At 47.6% G+C, this 18,082-nt stretch carries 10 protein-coding genes; all 10 read left to right on the plus strand.

Features of this window, described 5'->3' with window-relative positions; translation table 11 throughout:
- Positions 1 to 88: 88 nt before the first annotated feature.
- On the plus strand, positions 89 to 685 hold the full coding sequence (locus VNQ80_RS10755) for an RNA polymerase sigma-70 factor (RefSeq protein ID WP_325638364.1): 597 nt from the start codon (positions 89 to 91) through the stop codon (positions 683 to 685).
- 167 nt (positions 686 to 852) lie between these two features.
- A complete protein-coding gene (locus tag VNQ80_RS10760) occupies positions 853 to 2,046 on the plus strand; it encodes a FecR family protein (protein ID WP_325638365.1) in 1,194 nt (397 codons plus the stop codon).
- Positions 2,047 to 2,175: 129 nt separating this feature from the next.
- On the plus strand, positions 2,176 to 5,787 hold the full coding sequence (locus VNQ80_RS10765) for a TonB-dependent receptor (RefSeq protein WP_325638366.1): 3,612 nt from the start codon (positions 2,176 to 2,178) through the stop codon (positions 5,785 to 5,787).
- 42 nt (positions 5,788 to 5,829) lie between these two features.
- Positions 5,830 to 7,410, plus strand: coding sequence for a RagB/SusD family nutrient uptake outer membrane protein (locus VNQ80_RS10770; RefSeq protein WP_325638367.1), 1,581 nt, complete (start codon positions 5,830 to 5,832; stop codon positions 7,408 to 7,410).
- Positions 7,411 to 7,539: 129 nt separating this feature from the next.
- Positions 7,540 to 8,988: a glycoside hydrolase family 30 beta sandwich domain-containing protein gene (locus tag VNQ80_RS10775; RefSeq protein ID WP_325638369.1), complete on the plus strand. Its 1,449-nt coding sequence runs from the start codon at positions 7,540 to 7,542 to the stop codon at positions 8,986 to 8,988.
- A gap of 153 nt (positions 8,989 to 9,141) precedes the next feature.
- On the plus strand, positions 9,142 to 10,788 hold the full coding sequence (locus VNQ80_RS10780) for a ChbG/HpnK family deacetylase (protein WP_325638371.1): 1,647 nt from the start codon (positions 9,142 to 9,144) through the stop codon (positions 10,786 to 10,788).
- Positions 10,789 to 11,317: 529 nt separating this feature from the next.
- A complete protein-coding gene (locus tag VNQ80_RS10785; protein WP_325638373.1) occupies positions 11,318 to 12,466 on the plus strand; it encodes a glycoside hydrolase family 5 protein in 1,149 nt (382 codons plus the stop codon).
- A 90-nt stretch (positions 12,467 to 12,556) separates the two neighbouring features.
- Positions 12,557 to 13,159: an RNA polymerase sigma factor gene (locus VNQ80_RS10790; RefSeq protein ID WP_325638375.1), complete on the plus strand. Its 603-nt coding sequence runs from the start codon at positions 12,557 to 12,559 to the stop codon at positions 13,157 to 13,159.
- A gap of 107 nt (positions 13,160 to 13,266) precedes the next feature.
- On the plus strand, positions 13,267 to 14,478 hold the full coding sequence (locus VNQ80_RS10795; RefSeq protein WP_325638377.1) for a FecR family protein: 1,212 nt from the start codon (positions 13,267 to 13,269) through the stop codon (positions 14,476 to 14,478).
- A 193-nt stretch (positions 14,479 to 14,671) separates the two neighbouring features.
- Positions 14,672 to 18,073 carry a TonB-dependent receptor gene (locus tag VNQ80_RS10800; RefSeq protein WP_325638379.1) on the plus strand — a complete coding sequence of 1,134 codons (3,402 nt, stop codon included), beginning with the start codon at positions 14,672 to 14,674 and terminating at the stop codon, positions 18,071 to 18,073.
- Positions 18,074 to 18,082: the final 9 nt, after the last annotated feature.

The raw sequence follows: 18,082 nt of genomic DNA on the forward strand, positions 1-18,082 counted from the left end.
ATTTCACTTTTTATAGCTAAATTCGTATCATTGCCCGGTAGTACCGGTGTGGGATACGCCGCTACAGCTAACCAAGCTTTTCTAAGAAATGATGAAAAAGCACCTCCCGGAACCTGAACTTTGCCGCCGTTTAATAAATGGTGATGAGCGTGCTTTCCGTGAGATATTCGATCGATTTCACCGTAAGATTTTTCAATTTGCTTTCAATTTTATTAAGGACAAAACGCAAAGTGAGGAGATTGTCCAGCATACTTTCCTCAATTTTTGGCTGCATCGGGACCGCCTTGACCCGACAAAGCCGATAGCTCCGCTACTGTTTACGATTGCTAGACGAGCGTTAGTTGATGCTTGGCGAAAGGCAGCATCTTCAAAGGAATACCGTGAATACGTCCTTAGGACTATGGAGCCAGCTAGCAATGAAACGGAAGAACAAGTGTTATTAGGCGATTTGGAACGGATCACGCAGGAAGCACTCGATTTACTTAATAACCAGCAGCGGCAGGTATTCCGGCTTAGTCGAAACGAAGAACTTTCATACGAGGAAATTGCAGAACGATTGGGTCTATCCAAACATACCGTGAAATACCATCTCGTAAATGCACTGAAAATTTTGAAGGCCCATTTAAGAAAGCACGATATTCATTATTTATTCGTTATTTATTCGATGGTTAATCAGCTGCCATAAGGCGATTAATTTTTTTCTTTCTAATCCTACCCGTTCGCCGACATTATCCGTATTACTAGTTAAATGGAGGAATAAAGGTTCATCCGTACCAAGTAGTCATGAATAACACATGTTTGTCTACGCAATAAATAAAAGTGGGTAAATGGCATCGAAAAAATATTCATAAAATGGAAAAAGACAGGCTGCGAGCGCTATTGACCAAGTATGTGGCGGATGCAATGAGTCCGGACGAATTAGATGAGTTGCTGGACGAGATAGCCGCAGACCGGATACACCCCGAATTGGAAAAGCTAATGACACAAATGCTGGAAGAAACTGAAGCCAATAATGGTGTCGACGTAAACGGGGACGCATTGTATCAGCGAATTGTAAGCCATCGAAGTTTTACAAACCGAAAGAAAGTGCGCAACATCAGGAACTGGTGGTGGTACGGGTCGGCAGCAGTTATGTTGCTCGCGTTAAGTGTTTGGATGGTGGTGTGGCGTGCTTCCCAAAACGACCGTGGGCAACATGATGTCGAATTGACGCGTACCGTTACGAGTTCACCCTCAGAACGACCGTTACTCCGTTTGGCAGACGGCCGGACCATTGAACTGGATAGTGTGGCGGATGGGATACTCGCCATAGAAAGGGGTGTCCAAATTACCTTGCAGGGCAATTCCCTGCATTATCAAGGCGAGTTTGCAGATACCGAAGAGATAATACCTACGAATACGATTGTCATTCCAAAAGGCCGGCAATATCAAATAGCACTTCCGGACGGCAGCAAATTGTGGCTTAATGCCGCGTCATCAGTGACCTATCCGATCCGGTTTGGTAGGGATCGAAGGGAGGTGGAGCTTTTGGGCGAAGCGTATTTTGAAGTCAAGCACGCCGCCGACTGGCCGTTCGCAGTCATCACGCCAATGCATTACGTTGAGGTGTTGGGAACGCATTTCAATGTATCTGCTTATCAAGACGATATCTATACTAAAACGACATTAGTTGAGGGGCAGGTTAAAGTTACCCCCGCATACGATTCGAATGGCTTAGCCTCCCAAAGCGTGATCCTAAAGCCGGGCGAGCAGGTTAGTTCGCGAAGTGGCCAATCCCACTTCACTGTAAATTCAGTTGATCCGGAAGAAATCATTTCCTGGAAAGATCACTTGTTTGTTTTTAGTAACGAAGAGATCAGCGAGGTGATGAAAAAGATAAGTCGTTGGTACGACGTAGAAGTCGAATATTTGGATGGAATGGCAGGCAAGCGAATCGGGGGAAGCATCCCACGACTAACCAATGTGGAGGAACTGATGGATGCACTTAAAGATACGGGATTACTACACTATAAAATGGAAGGAGGTAGGATTGTAGTCATGAAATAACCGAAATTACGCCTAAATAATAAAAAAGGCGGTCAACGTTGCAGCGTTCACCACCTTTTCGTAACCGTTAAGAACGGTTACGGCAGTTCAATAAACATGAGTTACCACTATTATTAAACCTACATGCAAATGTATAAAAAAATTACAGCAAATCGGCGTAGCGTTACGCCAACCAGTTTATGCAAACCTGTTCTCATGCGACTGTGTTTTATAATCCTGATTATATGCGTTCACGTTAGCGTGTTTGCGTTCGGCCAGAAAGTGACAATCAACCGGAGCGACGTTTCGGTGACCACCATTATCAAAGAGATCAAGCGGCAAAGCGGTTATAATTTTCTCTATGATGCCGGTGCACTATTTAACACCCCTAGCGTAACCGTGAAGGCCGTCGAAGCAGATCTGGCCGAGGTGCTTGAACAGTGCTTTGACGGGTTGTCGTTAGATTATGTTATCCGCGATAAATATGTCATCATTTCGAAGAAGGTCTTGCCAAACCGTGATATAAACAGCATCCAGCAGCGAGAGGTGTCCGGACGGGTAACCAGTGACAACGGTGAGAGTTTGGAGGGGGTTACCGTGAGGGTACAAAATTCATCAATTGTCACGTCAACCGACGCAAATGGTGGATTCCGGGTAGTCATTCCATCTGCTAACAATACCTTAACGTTCTCATTATTGGGATTTGAAGACCAGCAAGTAGTTGTTAGTCAGGTTCAAGCGAGCCTTAATGTGGTAATGACCCCGTCGGTCAGCAGTCTGGACGAGGTAGTGGTGGTTGGTTTTGGTGAACGGCGGAAGGGAGATTTGACCGGATCGATTTCTACAGTTGGCGCTGCTGATATCGGAAGGATACCGCAGGCATCTCCGCAATTTGCACTGCAAGGACACACGACCGGTGTCCGCGTTGCACCCGTAAGCGGGAACCCTAACGAGGCCCCCCAAATTTTCGTGCGTGGCGTCGGTACCTGGAATGGCGCTTCGCAGCCGCTGTATGTGGTGGATGGCCAGATATTCGAACCCCCAAGAGACGGAAACGAAGACGTTATCAGTTCCGGTTCGCTTCGGACTCCACCGAATATTTTAAATCTCATTAATGCGAACGACATCGAATCAATTTCGGTACTTAAGGATGCGTCCGCAGCAGCAATATACGGTAGCAGGGCCGCTAATGGAGTCGTGTTGATTACTACCAAGCGTGGAAAATCGGATCGGCCAATCATTGAATTTGATGCCAATATGGCGGTGCAGAATATGCCTAAATTCAACATGCTGACCACAGAGCAGTTTGTTGACATCGCACGTGAGATGTACGAGAACAGCCGGAATCCTGATGTTAGTATTGCCAGAAATCTCTATGGCCGTGATGAGCCGAGTGATGCGGTCAGACTGACCAGCTTTAATCCGCAATTTGATCCGGAAAGTCCGTATTATATCGCTGACCGTACCACATATAACTGGCAGGAAGAATTGGTTGACCGGAACGCATTGAATCAGAATCACAGCCTACGGGTGTCCGGTGCCACGCCACGGGTCGACTATTACATTTCAGGCGGCTATTTTGATCAAAATGGCGGTATCAACAAAAACCGTTTGAAACGCTACACAGGAGCAATTAACCTGAATGTCAAGGCTACAGACTGGGCTAAGGTAGGAGTGAATTACAAATACACCAACCAGACATCTACCAATTATGGAGGAGATCTCGAGGCGTTGGCATATGCGCCACCCTGGCAGCCCATTTACGGTTCCCACCCGTCGGGATACGAAACGGTTATTGATCCGTACAGACTCGGAACGACGTGGCAGGGCCTGAAAAAATATGGCCAGGCGTCGATCGAGAATTTAGCGGCGTTGGCAGATTTTAATACGCCGTATTTTGACCTCGAACGGAATTTTGGTCAGCTATATGTGGAACTCACGCCACTGAAAGGACTAGTTCTCCGCGGCAGCCTGAACCTGGACTATACCAAGCAGGACAGATGGGGCCTGGATCAGATGGTGATTACAAACCTGTTTAGGCCAGTCGGCCAGGATCCTCGGGTACAGTATCCCAATGCGCCAAACAGCCAGGCACGGATTGAACATCGGATCAATAACTCATTTAATTACCAGACTGATTTTACGGCAAGCTATACCAAAATATTTGCGAGTAAGCATCACTTGAACGTAGTCGCCGGCGTGCAGGATCAGCGCCACCGGCGGGAGACGGTAAACCTTAATTCCGATAATATAACTAACATTCCTGAAAATCCAAGATATACGGGTTGGGGGGGAGACCTGGCCAACAATAACAGCTTTTACAGTTGGAACCACCGTTTCTGGTTTGGTATGGTGGGAAGGGCCAGCTATCACTATGATTCCAAATACTACCTGGATGTATCCATGCGTAGGGATGCGAGTAATGGATTCGCGCGTGACTTCCGGTGGGGTAACTTCTATGCAGTTTCCGGTGCTTGGCGTATCAGCAGTGAGCCGTTTTTCAATGTAGAATTTGTAGATGACCTTAAAATTCACGGGGGCTGGGGAGAGGCCGGAAATGACGAGGCGGCGGTTGGCAGATACGCTTTCCTGTCGCGGGTGAATACGGGTTCGACCACTTATCGTTGGGGATCGGGCAACGGCGATGCGATCGGCATCATGCAGTTAGGTGCGACGGTCAATGACTTTCCAAACCCAAGTCTGTCCTGGGAAGTAGCTTCCACGGTTAATCTCGGTTTTGACGCGCTGCTGTTAAATAATCGGCTAAATGTTACTGCGGAGTGGTACAGGCGAGTCACGAGTGGTATTCTTCAGACGGTGAGCTTGCCGCTTTCTGTGGGAACAAGCAACCCGTTATTCAATATCGGCGAACTGGAGAATAAAGGTGTCGACCTCTTGGTGGGCTTCAAAGATAGAGCCGGTGCATTTAATTATGGCATTTCGGGAAATATCAGCTTCGTATCCAATATGGTTACCAAGTTGTACAATGACCAGCCCTTGCTGATTTCAGGTTTGCATAGAAGACACGCCGACAATGTGGTGCGCATTGAAGAAGGGCGCTCCATTGGCACGATATGGGGATATAAGGCTGGTGGTATTTTCACAACCCAGCAGGAAATCGATGAACATTTTGCCAATACGCCGGACAACCTCGTTACCAACGTCAGCCACGTGGCGCCGGGTGACATGTACTTTTTAGACGTACAGGGCAATCCGACCGACGAGGAACGCTTCTATAGCACTACACCCGACGGGCGGATTAACGATTTCGACCGTACGGAAATCGGTAATGTATTGCCGGGATACACGTATGGTCTGAACCTTAATTTAGGCTGGAAGGGATTGGACCTGGTTGTGAACTTTTATGGCGAAGGCGATGTAGATAAGGTAAACTCCTCAAGACGGCGGTTCGAAAGCATGTCAGGGGTACATAATCAGTTGGCGACGACAGTCGACAGGTGGACACCCACGAATACAAACACCGACGTTCCAAGGGCGGTTGCGGGTGATCCTGCCGGCAACAACCGAATGTCCGACCGATGGGTCGAAGACGCCTCGTTCTTCCGATTAAACACGTGGCAATTGGGTTACTCGCTGCAAAATTCGGCGTTAACAGCACTGGGAAACACCGTCAGCTCCTTGCGGGTATTTGTAGGCGGGCATAATAACATCTATCTACACCGATGGAGCACGCTGGACCCGGTGAATGACGCGTTCCCTTTGCCGAAAACATTTACGATGGGGTTGAATGCGAGATTTTAATCGGAGATAGTCCATGTATTACGCTTAAAAAAATTGATTGTAATGAAAAAATATTTAATATTCGTTTTCTGTTCCATTGGGATTACGATGAGCAGTTGTGACCCATCTCTTGTCGACCAAGCGCCCTTTAGCCCGACCGAATTGAGCTATTTTTCGTCGGCTAGGGATTTCCGAGGCCCCCTCGCGGGCGTCTATGCAACCATATACGATGACTACCATTTTTCGGCGACCGGCTATAACGGTTGGATAAGTGGTATGTGGTTATTACCGGGCGACGACCTGACCGAAAGCCGAGGAACCAATACGTTCTTCGAACTGTTTGATGGCTCACTGAACCCCAATAATTCAAGATTGCAGTTTGCGTTCACTTCGGCTTATAAAGGGATAGCCCGGGCCAACGTAGTGATCGACAGAATCAATAATGTTGATTATACTGGATTTGATGGGGCCGAGGAGATTGCCATGATGGAAGGTGAGGCTTTGTTTTTTCGCGCTTACCAATATTATAAGTTGTTTAATATATTTGGTTCAGTCCCATTGGTAACAAAACGCTTGCAGACGGAAGCAGAAACAAATACGCCCAAGAGTCCAGCAATTGATGTGCTTTCGCAGGTGATTACTGATTTGCAAAGCGCACTTACAAAAGTTCCCGAAAGCTGGCCGGAAATGTATAGGGGAAGAATTACCAAGAATGCCGTCCGGGGCTTGTTGACTAAAGCCTTAGTGTTTCGTGGTAATTATACCGGAACCACCGGCGATTATCAGGAGGCATTGACTTACTTCAACGCGATCACAGCGGTACTGGTGCCGGACTACTTACACAATTTTACCGCGGCGACCGAAAACAATGCGGAATCCCTGTACGAGCTGCAGGCTACGAGGCCCAACGGAGGTGGAAATAACTTAAACCTCGCCCACGACGGTGGATGGCGGGGTGTTGAAAACATGAGCGTGTTCCGGGGATTTATGATGGAGGTTGCCGGGCGTGGTGACTTTAACGATGCAACGAATACCAGATACCTCGTTACGGAAAAGTTGTTGTCAGCATTTGGTACGGACCCTCGGATCGACGTTTTTTTGAATCCGGAAGATGGGGTGGAAGGACGTATTTTCCAAAAATACAACAAGCCTGATGGCGTCAATGAACTGCCTCCTATGCATGGAGGTTCTGCAAATAACGAACGTATTCTCCGGTATGCCGATGTGAAGTTGTTGGCCGCAGAAGCGGCACTGAAAACAGGAAATGCAGCCATAGCGATCCAGCATGTCAACGAGATCCGTGATCGTGCTAGAAATTGGGGAAGCTCCTCGGGCTATGGTGAGGGTGTATTGCCGGAAGCGCGCCCAACCAGCGAATCTAACACGAGTGTTGTGATGCAATGGATTAGGGACGAGCGCTATGTGGAGTTGGCTGGCGAAGGGCACCGTTGGTGGGATCTGAAGCGCTGGCACGTAGCAGGCGATATCAATCTGTCGGGCTGGACAGGCGACGACAGTGGGTTCAGCACCTATCTGGCTTCTCCGGTACAATTTGATGTCAATAAGCACTTGGTATTCCCATTACCGCATGCAGAAATTGAGCGTAATAGCGGCATTACAGAAAATAACCCAGGTTACGATTAACAAGGATTAATCGCGCATGAAGTGGGCGCTTTCCCTTCGTTTACCTTGGCTGCTCTTTGGTTATTATCCAAGAGCGGCCAAAGGTATTCGTGCTGACTGATATTATCTTTACAACTCATTAAAAAAAATATGCTAACGTATTTTCAATGCATTCTTGTCGCGATTACGATATCAATAGGTTCTTGTAAGAAGGGCAGCGAGACCCCAGAAAGCGCAGACGATTTGCGGCGTGCGCGTATTCAACTCGACTTTGGCCAGACCTACCAAACAATAGACGGTTTCGGTTTTTTTGGCGCCAAGGATGCTTGGTGGCGCACAGATATGTGGGACACTGAGTGGGGTGAGAAGGTAATCGCCGATCTGGGAATAACAATTTGGCGGAGCGAAATTTATCCTCCGGCAACGGTGAGTGCAAACCAAGACGCCGACTGGACCAAGCAGCGCCCCGTAGTGGTAGGGTTGAAAGCAAAGGCAGATCAGCACAACGTAAACCTAAAATTTATTGCCTCGGTATGGAGCCCCCCGGCCGACATGAAATGGGCCACACAGTTTTCCTGGGCCGGCGATGAAAACGCAACCCGTTGGGAAGATTCCGCCGTTACCACGAAAAACGGAGGGACATTGAATCCCAACAAATATGGGGAGTTTGCGGATTACCTCAACCATCATATTCAGCTTTACCAGGAGTTGGGGATTGATTTGTATGCATTGAGTTTACAGAACGAGCCCGCTTTTTCGCAATCGTTTAATTCCTGTACCTATACCACGTATTGGTATAACGATCTGCTGGTCAACGTGGTTCCTAAAATCAAGCAGGTGTTTCCTGGTGTCAATATTTTTGGGGCAGAACATATGTTGTCCATGGAAGGAATGGAGAAAAACTGGCGATGGTTTTATCACTCGGCAATAAAAGCGAATGCTGAGGCAGCGGCAAACTTGGACATCCTGGCTGTACACGGTTATAGTGATGGGGTATTGCCCAACTCGGGTTCTGAACTGGTAAATATGTGGGAAAACCATGTTGAACAGTTTTCAGAACCAATGGGAAAAAAGGTCTGGATGTCCGAAACTTCGGGGTATTCTGAGAACTGGGAAACGACAGGTGATAGGACCGGTGCACTGGGTTTGGGATTGGACATGATGGCTGCCCTGGTTCATGGGAACGTCAACGCATGGGTCTGGTGGCAAGGAAGTGAGCTCGATGGAATAGATGAATACAACTTGATGAATGGTACGTTACCAGGGAGCAAGTACTTCGTTTCCAAACATTACTATCGATTTATCCGACCCGGCGCGGTTCGTATACAGGCTACCTCCACCGACGAAGACATTTTCGTAACAGCTTTCAAGCACGCCGAAAATGGGACGGTATCTGTGGTCATCATCAACGCGGGTGAGCCCAAGTCTATTTCCCTTAATGGAAGTGGCCTTCCCGCAGCATTCGAAATGTACCGCACGAATCCCACAGGTTCCGAAAACTGTACCTTGATTTCTGAAGTTTCGAGTGGAGACAGCAATCGTTTTTTGTTGCCGGGGAAGAGCATCGTGACCCTCCAAGCGGGTGGTAACCCGTTATAAATTTTATATGTGAGCGTAATCGCGCCTTCGGATTACTTGATTCCGGACGAAAAGACGTAGCGTAAGAGGAGTAGTATAGCCATAAGCTGGAACGCAAGTTGCTGAGCGTCCTCCAAAAATAGGAACAATATTGAATCTAAAATAAAAAGCAAGATGAGACAATTAAGTTTGCTGCTGATCATCGTACTGAATACCATGCCGGGTACGGCACAAGACGCGCCTATACGACTGTTGGTGCGCGCAGACGATATGGGGGCATCTCGATCGGCCAACGTCGCAGCTATTGAGGCATACGAAAAAGGAATTGTCCGGTCGGTGGAAGTGATGGTTCCCGGTGCTTGGTTCGAAGACGCTGTCATGTTGCTCAATGACCGGCCAGACCTCGATGTGGGTATCCATCTGACGTTGACCAGCGAATGGGATAAAGTAAAATGGCGCCCACTTACCCAATGCCCAAGCATTACGGGCGAAGATGGTTACTTTTTTCCGTTTGTTTGGAAAAGTGACCGCATACCTAGCGCGGCCAATATCGTCGAAAGCGCCTGGGATATACGTGAAATCGAACAGGAGCTCCGGGCGCAGATTGAACTGGGCATAAAGCGGATCCCACACATTACGCACCTATCTGAACATATGGGGTGCCTGAGTTTTTCAGACGCCACAAAAGAGCTCTTACAAAAGCTGGCTGCCGAATATGGTCTGGCGGTTGATTTAGCAGGCGTCTCGCGATTTCCAAGTTGGAGTGGAAGTGCAGTACCGGCCTCAGAAAAGATTGGAAAACTGCGACGACAACTCCAACAGCTGTCGGCCGGTACTTACTTGTTGGTCGAACACCCAGCACTTGATGACTTGGAAACCCGGGGTCTGGGGCATGTGGGCTATGAAAACGTGGCTGAAGACAGAGCTGGGGTTTTTAGGGCGTTTATCGACGATGATGTTCAGCGAATTGTTGCCCAACGTGGAATCGAATTGATTTCTTATCGCGAACTGAAATCTGCCGTCCCATCATCTGTTGCACAAACGAACAGCATTGCGCGGGCAGCCAATGTTGCACAGCCCCCCGCACATCCGGAAGTGAGATGGGTAAATCCAGAGATACCCCAGATTGCCGGGCTCAATCACTATATTTTATCAAGCAATGCGATGGGACATGCCGTCGGATATACGGTGTGGACGCCGAAGGAATATCATGAACAGACAGCTAAGCGATACCCAGTTATCTACTTTTTACATGGTATGGGTGGGAGCGAATCGTCGGATGCCGCGGGTTTTTCATCGTGGTTGGCGAAGGCTATCGAAAGTCAAGTACTGCCCCCAGTCATCTGTGTATTCCCGAATGGTGGCCGGAGTGGGTATCGGGGTGAAATGGAACAGATGATGGTAGCAGAATTGATTCCGCATATCGATCGCGAATACCGGACCATCTCGAGGGCGGAAGCCCGTGGGGTTGTTGGGTTCTCCATGGGCGGTGTGGGCGCGGTGCGTTTGGCCATTATGTACCCGGAATTGTTTAGCGCCGCAGGAAGTATGGGCGGCGGCATCCGCTTGGAGCGCGATGAACTTGAACGAGCCGTGGCACGTGCGCTTCCCTCATGGAAGCACCGGGGTTTCGGATTCTTTCTGGTGAACGGAGACCAAGATCGGCCACAGGCATTCAGCGCGTTTGCAAAAAAGTTGTCGAACGCTGGCGTGGATCATCATTTATTGGTATTGGAAGATACAGCCCATAATCTGGGGCATTATTACGAACGATCCGTCAACCAACTCCTGTTCTTTGTTGGGAGACACCTGGAATTCTAATATCAACAAAATTATCTTTTGCCAGTTATGCTTTTTCAACAAATCCAACAGGTTAAATATGAATATAATTCGACGCATCGTTGATGCCGTTGGTGAGAAGGCTAAGACATCGTCCGTATCTCGTTCGTAGCTGCTTTGAGGCTGCTTCGCAATGAAGCCAGGCTGTGGCTATACTGAGTCCGGGGTGTATCCACGTTTTTACCGCAAAAACGTGGACTCGACGTGGACTCACCGTGCTCACAGGGTGCAGGCATAGCGAAGCAGTCTCGAACCGTTGGCAAACAAGTGTCGAACCGTGTCTTATCCTAATATGGCTATACAGGTTATTGAATGAATTTTGAATTGGCTATACACCAGCTTTTTTTATTTTTAGATGTGTTGTTTTTTGTATTTTTGGCTACGTGCCCGTATTCGGTCAAGCGGAGGATTGGGAAACAAGATTGACATGACTTACGGGGTTAATGGACAAGCAGGTTGCCAATGGGATCGGGCGATTAGGAGTCCGGCGGATTAACTAACCAAAAAAGAAATGCAAAGACGAGAAATGATAAAACAAGCTGGGACACTGGCCTTCGGGTTGGCAGGTTTGCCTTTGCTGTCGGCAGGAGAGTTGCTTGCCGCAAAGCCTACCAATGCGCTTCCCCGGTGGAAAGGGTTTAATGTGCTTGATTTCTTCCATCCGGACCCTCGGATGAGGCGGCAGCACACGACCCGGGAACACTTCCGTTGGATGGCGGACTGGGGTTTCGATTTTGTTCGTGTACCCATGGCATACCCGTATTATGTGGATTTCGACCGGACCCGGCCTATCAACAAGGAAGAAGTGTACCGCATCGACGATAAGCGGGTTCAGGAGGTGATGGAATTGGTGGAGCAGGCCAATAGCCAAGGCCTGCACGTGAGCCTCAATTTACACCGAGCGCCCGGGTTTTGCGTCAATGCGGGCTTCGAAGAACCTTATAATCTTTGGACGGATCATGAAGCTATGGAGGCGTTTGTATTTCATTGGGCGCATTGGGCCAAGTTGCTCAGGAGCAAAACCCACGAATACATCAGCTTTGATTTGTTGAATGAGCCTTGTTTCCGCGAGGATATGAACGACCAGTTTTCGCGCCGTAGTTCGGTGCCCAAAGACATATACCGAGACCTGATCGTCAAAGGTTTTGATACCATACGGATGGCTAACCCACGGGCTTTGGTCATCGCGGATGGAAATAACATTGGTGCCGAGGTCATCGACAATATATCCGACTTGGATGTTGCCCAAAGTTGTAGGGGCTATGCACCCGGTTTGGTTTCCCATTACAAAGCACCCTGGGTATTCCAGCACCCGGATGACTTACCGGCAGTCACTTGGCCAAGCGAAGAAAACGGTGTGGTGCATGACAAGACTTGGCTGAGGGAGCATTTTGCGCCGTGGATCGACTTAGTGAGCCAAGGGGGCGGTGTGCACTGCGGCGAATGTGGCGCATGGAAGGAAACCCCACATCAGGTAGCGCTCTCGTGGATGGATGATATGTTTTCCATATTGACAGAACATGGGATTGGTTTTGCACTTTGGGAGTTTAATGGAACCTTCGGTATACTGAATTCGGACCGGAGAGACGTTGCTTATGAAGACTGGTATGGGCAAAAGCTCGACCGGAAGATGCTCGATCTATTGAGGAAGTTTGTGTAACCATTACCCGATGGTGCAGGATAGTTATGTGTTTTTTTTCTTATAGGTTTGAGGTACCCTTATTTGTACCGCGATATAAACCGATATAAATTGATTTCTCAAGGCCATAACGAAGAACGGCACTTACTCGAACAATTGCGAGCGGGTAACCACGACGCATTTGTGGAAATATACCATCGGTATAAGCTACGGCTAGCAGGTAACTTCCTCAGGATACTCAAGTCGCCCGAACTGGCAGAGGAGTTACTACAAGAACTATTTGTACGATTATGGATGCGCCGGGAACAAGTCGACCCCGAACAGTCAATTAAATCATACTTGTTTCGCATCGGGGAAAACCTCATCCGCGACACATTCCGAAAAGCCGCGAAAGATAGGGTGATGCAACAGCATTTACTGGCCGCGATTTCCGAAACCTATTCGCACGTCGAAGAATCCTTGATTTCGTCGGAGACCCGGACAGCGCTTCACCGCGCAATTGATCTGCTGCCGCCTAAAAGGCGGGAAGTATTTATATTGTGCAAGATGGAGTCCAGAAGCTACGAGGAGGTAAGCAAGCTGTTGAACATCAGCCCGGGTACTGTAAATGATCACATTCGAAAAGCCAACCGCTTTTTGAGGCAATACCTGACCACACATGCTGAATTAGGCGTGCTTCTCGTGTCGAGTGCCATGTTATATCATATTTCATAAAAAATAATGCACTATATATCAATCAATTACTTCTAATTCTGATTTTTCTTACGGGTTACAGCATCTGATTTTCATGCCATCAGCGTATAAGCATGTAAAATAAGATTGTGAGTAAGATTCCCATCACGACACTGTTTCAGAAATACCTGAATAATCAGATCAACTCGGAAGAGTTGCAAGACTTGCTGCGTTATTTTGAGCATTCGGATGTGGGTGATGATTTGACGCCACTAATCAAACAAGAACTTGATCGTGCAGACACACAACCGGATGAGTTGTCGAAGGCGATTGCCGATCGTGCAGCGCAGCGGATTATTGCACGGACTAGACCGCCGCGAACGGTATCAGGTGTATCGAGGAGATGGACGAGCGGATATTGGGTACGCGTAGCAGCCGCGGTGTTGGTCGTTGTGACCGGAAGTATCTATTTCTTTCTCAAATCAACGGGTGGATTGCAAGTTCCCGTCGCCCAGTTGGCAGATATTGCACCGGGAAGCAACCAGGCTACACTCACTTTGCCTGACGGTCGAACTATTGACCTCGACACAGCGCAAGGTGGTATCGTGGTAGCCAATGGAATCAAGTACGTAGACGGAAATAAACTAATTGATAATGGACAGTTGGCAATGGATAATGGTGGTAAACCGCAAGGGGGATCGGCAGCTATCAATTATCAATTATCAACTCCGAAAGGCGGCACCTACCGGGTAACACTGCCGGATGGTACCCGTGTGTGGCTCAATGCAGCGTCGGCTTTGCGTTATCCTGCTCAGTTCACTGGAAACACACGGGAGGTGGAGCTCGATGGTGAAGGGTATTTTGAGGTTGCAAAGGATGCACATCGCCCATTTCTGGTAAAAAGTAATGGTCAGGTGGTTAGGGTTTTGGGAACTGTATTTAACATCAATGCGTATCCTGACGAAGCACAGGTGATGACAACGCTTGTAGAAGGAGCTGTTGCGGTTGGAAGCAATACCGCTGTGGCGCGCGCGTCCCTAGCATTCGTCACGTTGAAGCCGGGTCAGCAAGCCGCATTTAAGGGTGGCCACATACAGGTAATCACGGTTGATGCCAGCGACTATGTAGCATGGAAAGACGGCAGATTTGTATTCTATAACGAACCCCTGCCCTTGGTAATCAAAAAATTAGAAAGGTGGTATGACGTGTCGTTTGAGCATCAGGAACTCGCAGCCGGTATTGAATTTTGGGGATCGCTATCGCGTAATGTGATGCTCTCCGAGATTCTTGAAGTGATTGAATTAAATACACCATTAACGTTTGAACGTAAAGGAAGGAGGATTATAGTCAACGAAAAGTAATACCATCATCACAGCATATTAGCCAAAAAGGCCGAAAGTGTCGTTACCACTTTCGGCGTAATCAGGCGTAACAATTACAACCATTTAAGTAACTAAATCGTTCACCTAACGGTACAAAACTACTAAAAGCGATTCACAATTTTAGATTTTGAAAGTGAAAAGCGAGGGGATTGTACCTGAAAAAAAGTTTTTTATGTATAATCGAATATGTATCGATTCGGGCGACAAAGTTGTCAAGTCGCCACAAGGTACTTATGTGTTCAATAAACCAATTGTCCTATTTTACCTAACGATGAAACTAACAGCCATACTCATTTTGGTGTTTTCGTTTCAAGTCTCAGCATATACCTACGCACAGCGAATAACGTTGCGCGTGACGAATGCGCCGCTTGAAAATGTGCTGAAGCAAATTCAACAGCAAAGCGGATACAACTTTATGTTTAATAACCAATACTTGAAGACGGCCAATCCGGTGACGCTGGACATCAGCGATGTGGGGGTGTCTAGCGCACTTTTATTAGTGTTTGAAAATCAACCCTACGACTATCGGATTGAGGGAGAAATTGTTACGTTGATTCCGAAAAAAAAGGATGAATCCGCTTCAGTAATAAGACACGAGGCGGCGCAACAAAGTATCCGGGGTCGCGTCGTCGATTCTCTTGGCACACCATTAACGGGTGTATCGGTATTTGTAAAGGGTACCTCAAGGGGGACTTCTACCGATAGCGAAGGGCGTTATGAAATCCAGGCGAATTCAAATGAAATACTGGTATTTCGTTATGTGGGTTATATTTCTCAAGAAGCCGTCCTAGGCACACAAACCTCGTTGGATATCGTATTGGAGGTTGAAGAATCTGACCTGGACGAGGTGGTCGTGGTGGGTTACGGAACCCAAAAGAAAGAAACGATAACCGGAGCGATTTCATCAATCCAAACCAAAGAAATCAAGCAAAGCCCCGCTTCCAACCTAGCGGTCTCCTTGGCTGGGAAGTTGCCGGGACTAACCGTTATCCAAAGCGCAGGGGAGCCCGGAAGAGAGGGGGTTAACCTATATTTGAGGGGTGTGCGGACATTGAACGGGCAGTCCCCTCTTATTTTGGTAGACGGTGTTCCGCGTGAGTTAACTTATATCGACCCGAATGAAGTGGAGAGCGTGACCATTTTGAAGGATGCTTCGTCCACAGCTGTATTTGGTGTGAAAGGTGCCAATGGGGTCATACTCGTCACCACAAAAAGAGGGGAAAGTGACAAACCCCAAATTGCGCTGTCTTTCGAGAATGCTTATCAGCAGTTCAACCGTATTCCGCAACCCGTAGGGGCACTGGATTATGTGACATTAACAAACCAAGCAAGGGCGAATGACGATCGGGCCGAGCTGTATTCAGACGAAGTAATCGAACACTTTAGGCTACAAGACAGACCCGATATTTACCCGGACAACGACTGGATGGATATGATGGTCAAAGACAATACCCGTCAAACGCGTGCGAACCTAAATGTAAGCGGTAAAACCAGATCAACTGCCTATTTTGTTAATGTAGGCGCGCTGCACCAGGATGGCCTGTGGAAAGTCTCCCAAGACGAATACGACGCTTCCAGTTCGTTGAAAAGGTATAATTTCCGTTCGAATATTGATATTAATCTCAACCGGAACTTAACGGCGTTTCTGAACATCGGAGGATATTTGGAAGTACTAAATAAGCCAAATCCCAATGCGGACAACTTGATGTTACTCTACAGTACCTATACGTACCCTAGTATCATGCCAGGGCCACTTACACCAGACGGAGAAGTAATCGGCCATGTCGGGTCCGACTCGAATCCCCCATGGGGAATAATAAACAAATCAGGTTACTCCCAGGAGAAGCGTACGAATGTAACCGCCAGTTATGGCATGAAACAAGACCTCTCATCCTTCATAACTGAAGGGTTGTCTGCACAGGCAATGGCATCTTTCGATACCCGCACAATTTATCACCTCAACGCCAGTCAAACATTCCAGCAATGGTTGATGGAGGTAGGCCAAGATGAAGCGGGAAATGAGATACCCGTTTATAGTAGGCGGGACCAAACTGAAAATACGCCCCTCGCCCTTAGCTCATCTTCCAATTTTCTCTCGTATTTAAATATCCAAGGCTCACTTAATTATGAGCGGGATTTCGACAATCATGCATTGACTGCTTTGTTGCTTTATCAACAAGAAGAACAGTTGTTACAAGGACAGCGTTTGCCATTCAGGGTAATTGGAGCGGTGTCAAGGCTTACGTATGGTTATAGCAACAAATATTTCGCTGAATTCAACGCGGGGTATAACGGATCGGAGCAATTTTCGAGAAAAAACAGATTCGGATTTTTCCCTTCTGTTTCGGCAAGCTGGATAATAAGCAGGGAAAACTTTTTGCAAAACAATCCGGTACTCTCATTTCTGAAATTCAGGGGCTCGTACGGCGTGGTCGGTAATGACAGGCTAGGCGGCAGTCGTTTTTTGTACCTCGATGACGTGAAGTTAACGGGAGGTGGTATCATCCCTGGCTTGTATGGGGGGCAACTCATCGAAGAGACTGCTATCGGAAACCCTGACTTGAGGTGGGAAGTGAGCCGGAAGGGTAATCTGGGAATAGAAGTCGGACTTTTTAATCAAGTAGACTTAGTGGCCGATTTTTACAGGGAGAAGACGGAAAACATGTTAATCAATAGGCAACAATTCACCCAAATCCTGGGTTTAAGTGGTTTGCCCCCGTTGAATATCGGTATCGTCGAAAACCAAGGGTTTGAAGTTGAATTGAGGCATCGGAAAGCGTTCAGCCAACATTTCTCCATATTAAGCAAGGTAAATCTGAATTACGCCAAAAATAAGTTAATTTTCAATGACGAACCCCTGAGACCCGAAACGTATGCCTATCGATACCAACAACAGGGGTTTCCGATAGGCCAGCAGTTTGGGTATTTGACAAACGGTTTCTGGGGAAGCCAAGAAGAAATTGATAACTCGGGGCTGGTTTATCAGGTTGGTGCCGGACAGCCGAGGGTCGGCGATTTGAAGTATGTCGATTTGAATGGCGACGGTACGATTAACGAAGAAGATATATCGCCTATCCTTCATTCGTCGATTCCCGAGTTTACGTTTGGGGGAGCCTTAAGCGTCAACTATAGAAGCTTTGACGTTTCGTTCTTATTGCAAGGTGTCTCCAGGGTGTCCAGACCTTATACCGGCAACGGTATTTACGAGGTGGGGCAGGGGAATAGTGTCTTTTTCGATATCCACAAAAATGCTTGGACACCGGAGCGGGCGGCGAATGGTGATAAAATTACTTGGCCAGCGTTAGGTTCGTCCATCAATGCAAACCATATTCAAAACGCATTTTTCATTTGGGACGCTTCCTATCTCCGGCTAAAAAGTTTTGAGGTTGGATACACGATTCCCAACAACTTGATATCAAGAATGAGAATGCAAAGCATGCGTGTATATGCAACCGCATTGAATCCGCTCACTTGGGATAAATTTCCTACCAAGGAATATGATCCTGAATTAAGCTGGGTATTGGCATATCCTATTCAGCGGATGTTCAATTTTGGGGTTAATGTTGTCTTTTAAACAAATGGA

Source organism: Parapedobacter sp., assembly GCF_035556095.1.
Taxonomy (GTDB): Bacteria; Bacteroidota; Bacteroidia; order Sphingobacteriales; family Sphingobacteriaceae; genus Parapedobacter.

Coding starts and splice junctions, on each gene's coding strand:
- VNQ80_RS10755 (WP_325638364.1), top strand. CDS start 89: ATGATGAAAAAGCACCTCCCGGAACCTGAACTTTGCCGCCGTTTAATA.
- VNQ80_RS10760 (WP_325638365.1), top strand. CDS start 853: ATGGAAAAAGACAGGCTGCGAGCGCTATTGACCAAGTATGTGGCGGAT.
- VNQ80_RS10765 (WP_325638366.1), top strand. CDS start 2,176: ATGTATAAAAAAATTACAGCAAATCGGCGTAGCGTTACGCCAACCAGT.
- VNQ80_RS10770 (WP_325638367.1), top strand. CDS start 5,830: ATGAAAAAATATTTAATATTCGTTTTCTGTTCCATTGGGATTACGATG.
- VNQ80_RS10775 (WP_325638369.1), top strand. CDS start 7,540: ATGCTAACGTATTTTCAATGCATTCTTGTCGCGATTACGATATCAATA.
- VNQ80_RS10780 (WP_325638371.1), top strand. CDS start 9,142: ATGAGACAATTAAGTTTGCTGCTGATCATCGTACTGAATACCATGCCG.
- VNQ80_RS10785 (WP_325638373.1), top strand. CDS start 11,318: ATGCAAAGACGAGAAATGATAAAACAAGCTGGGACACTGGCCTTCGGG.
- VNQ80_RS10800 (WP_325638379.1), top strand. CDS start 14,672: ATGTATAATCGAATATGTATCGATTCGGGCGACAAAGTTGTCAAGTCG.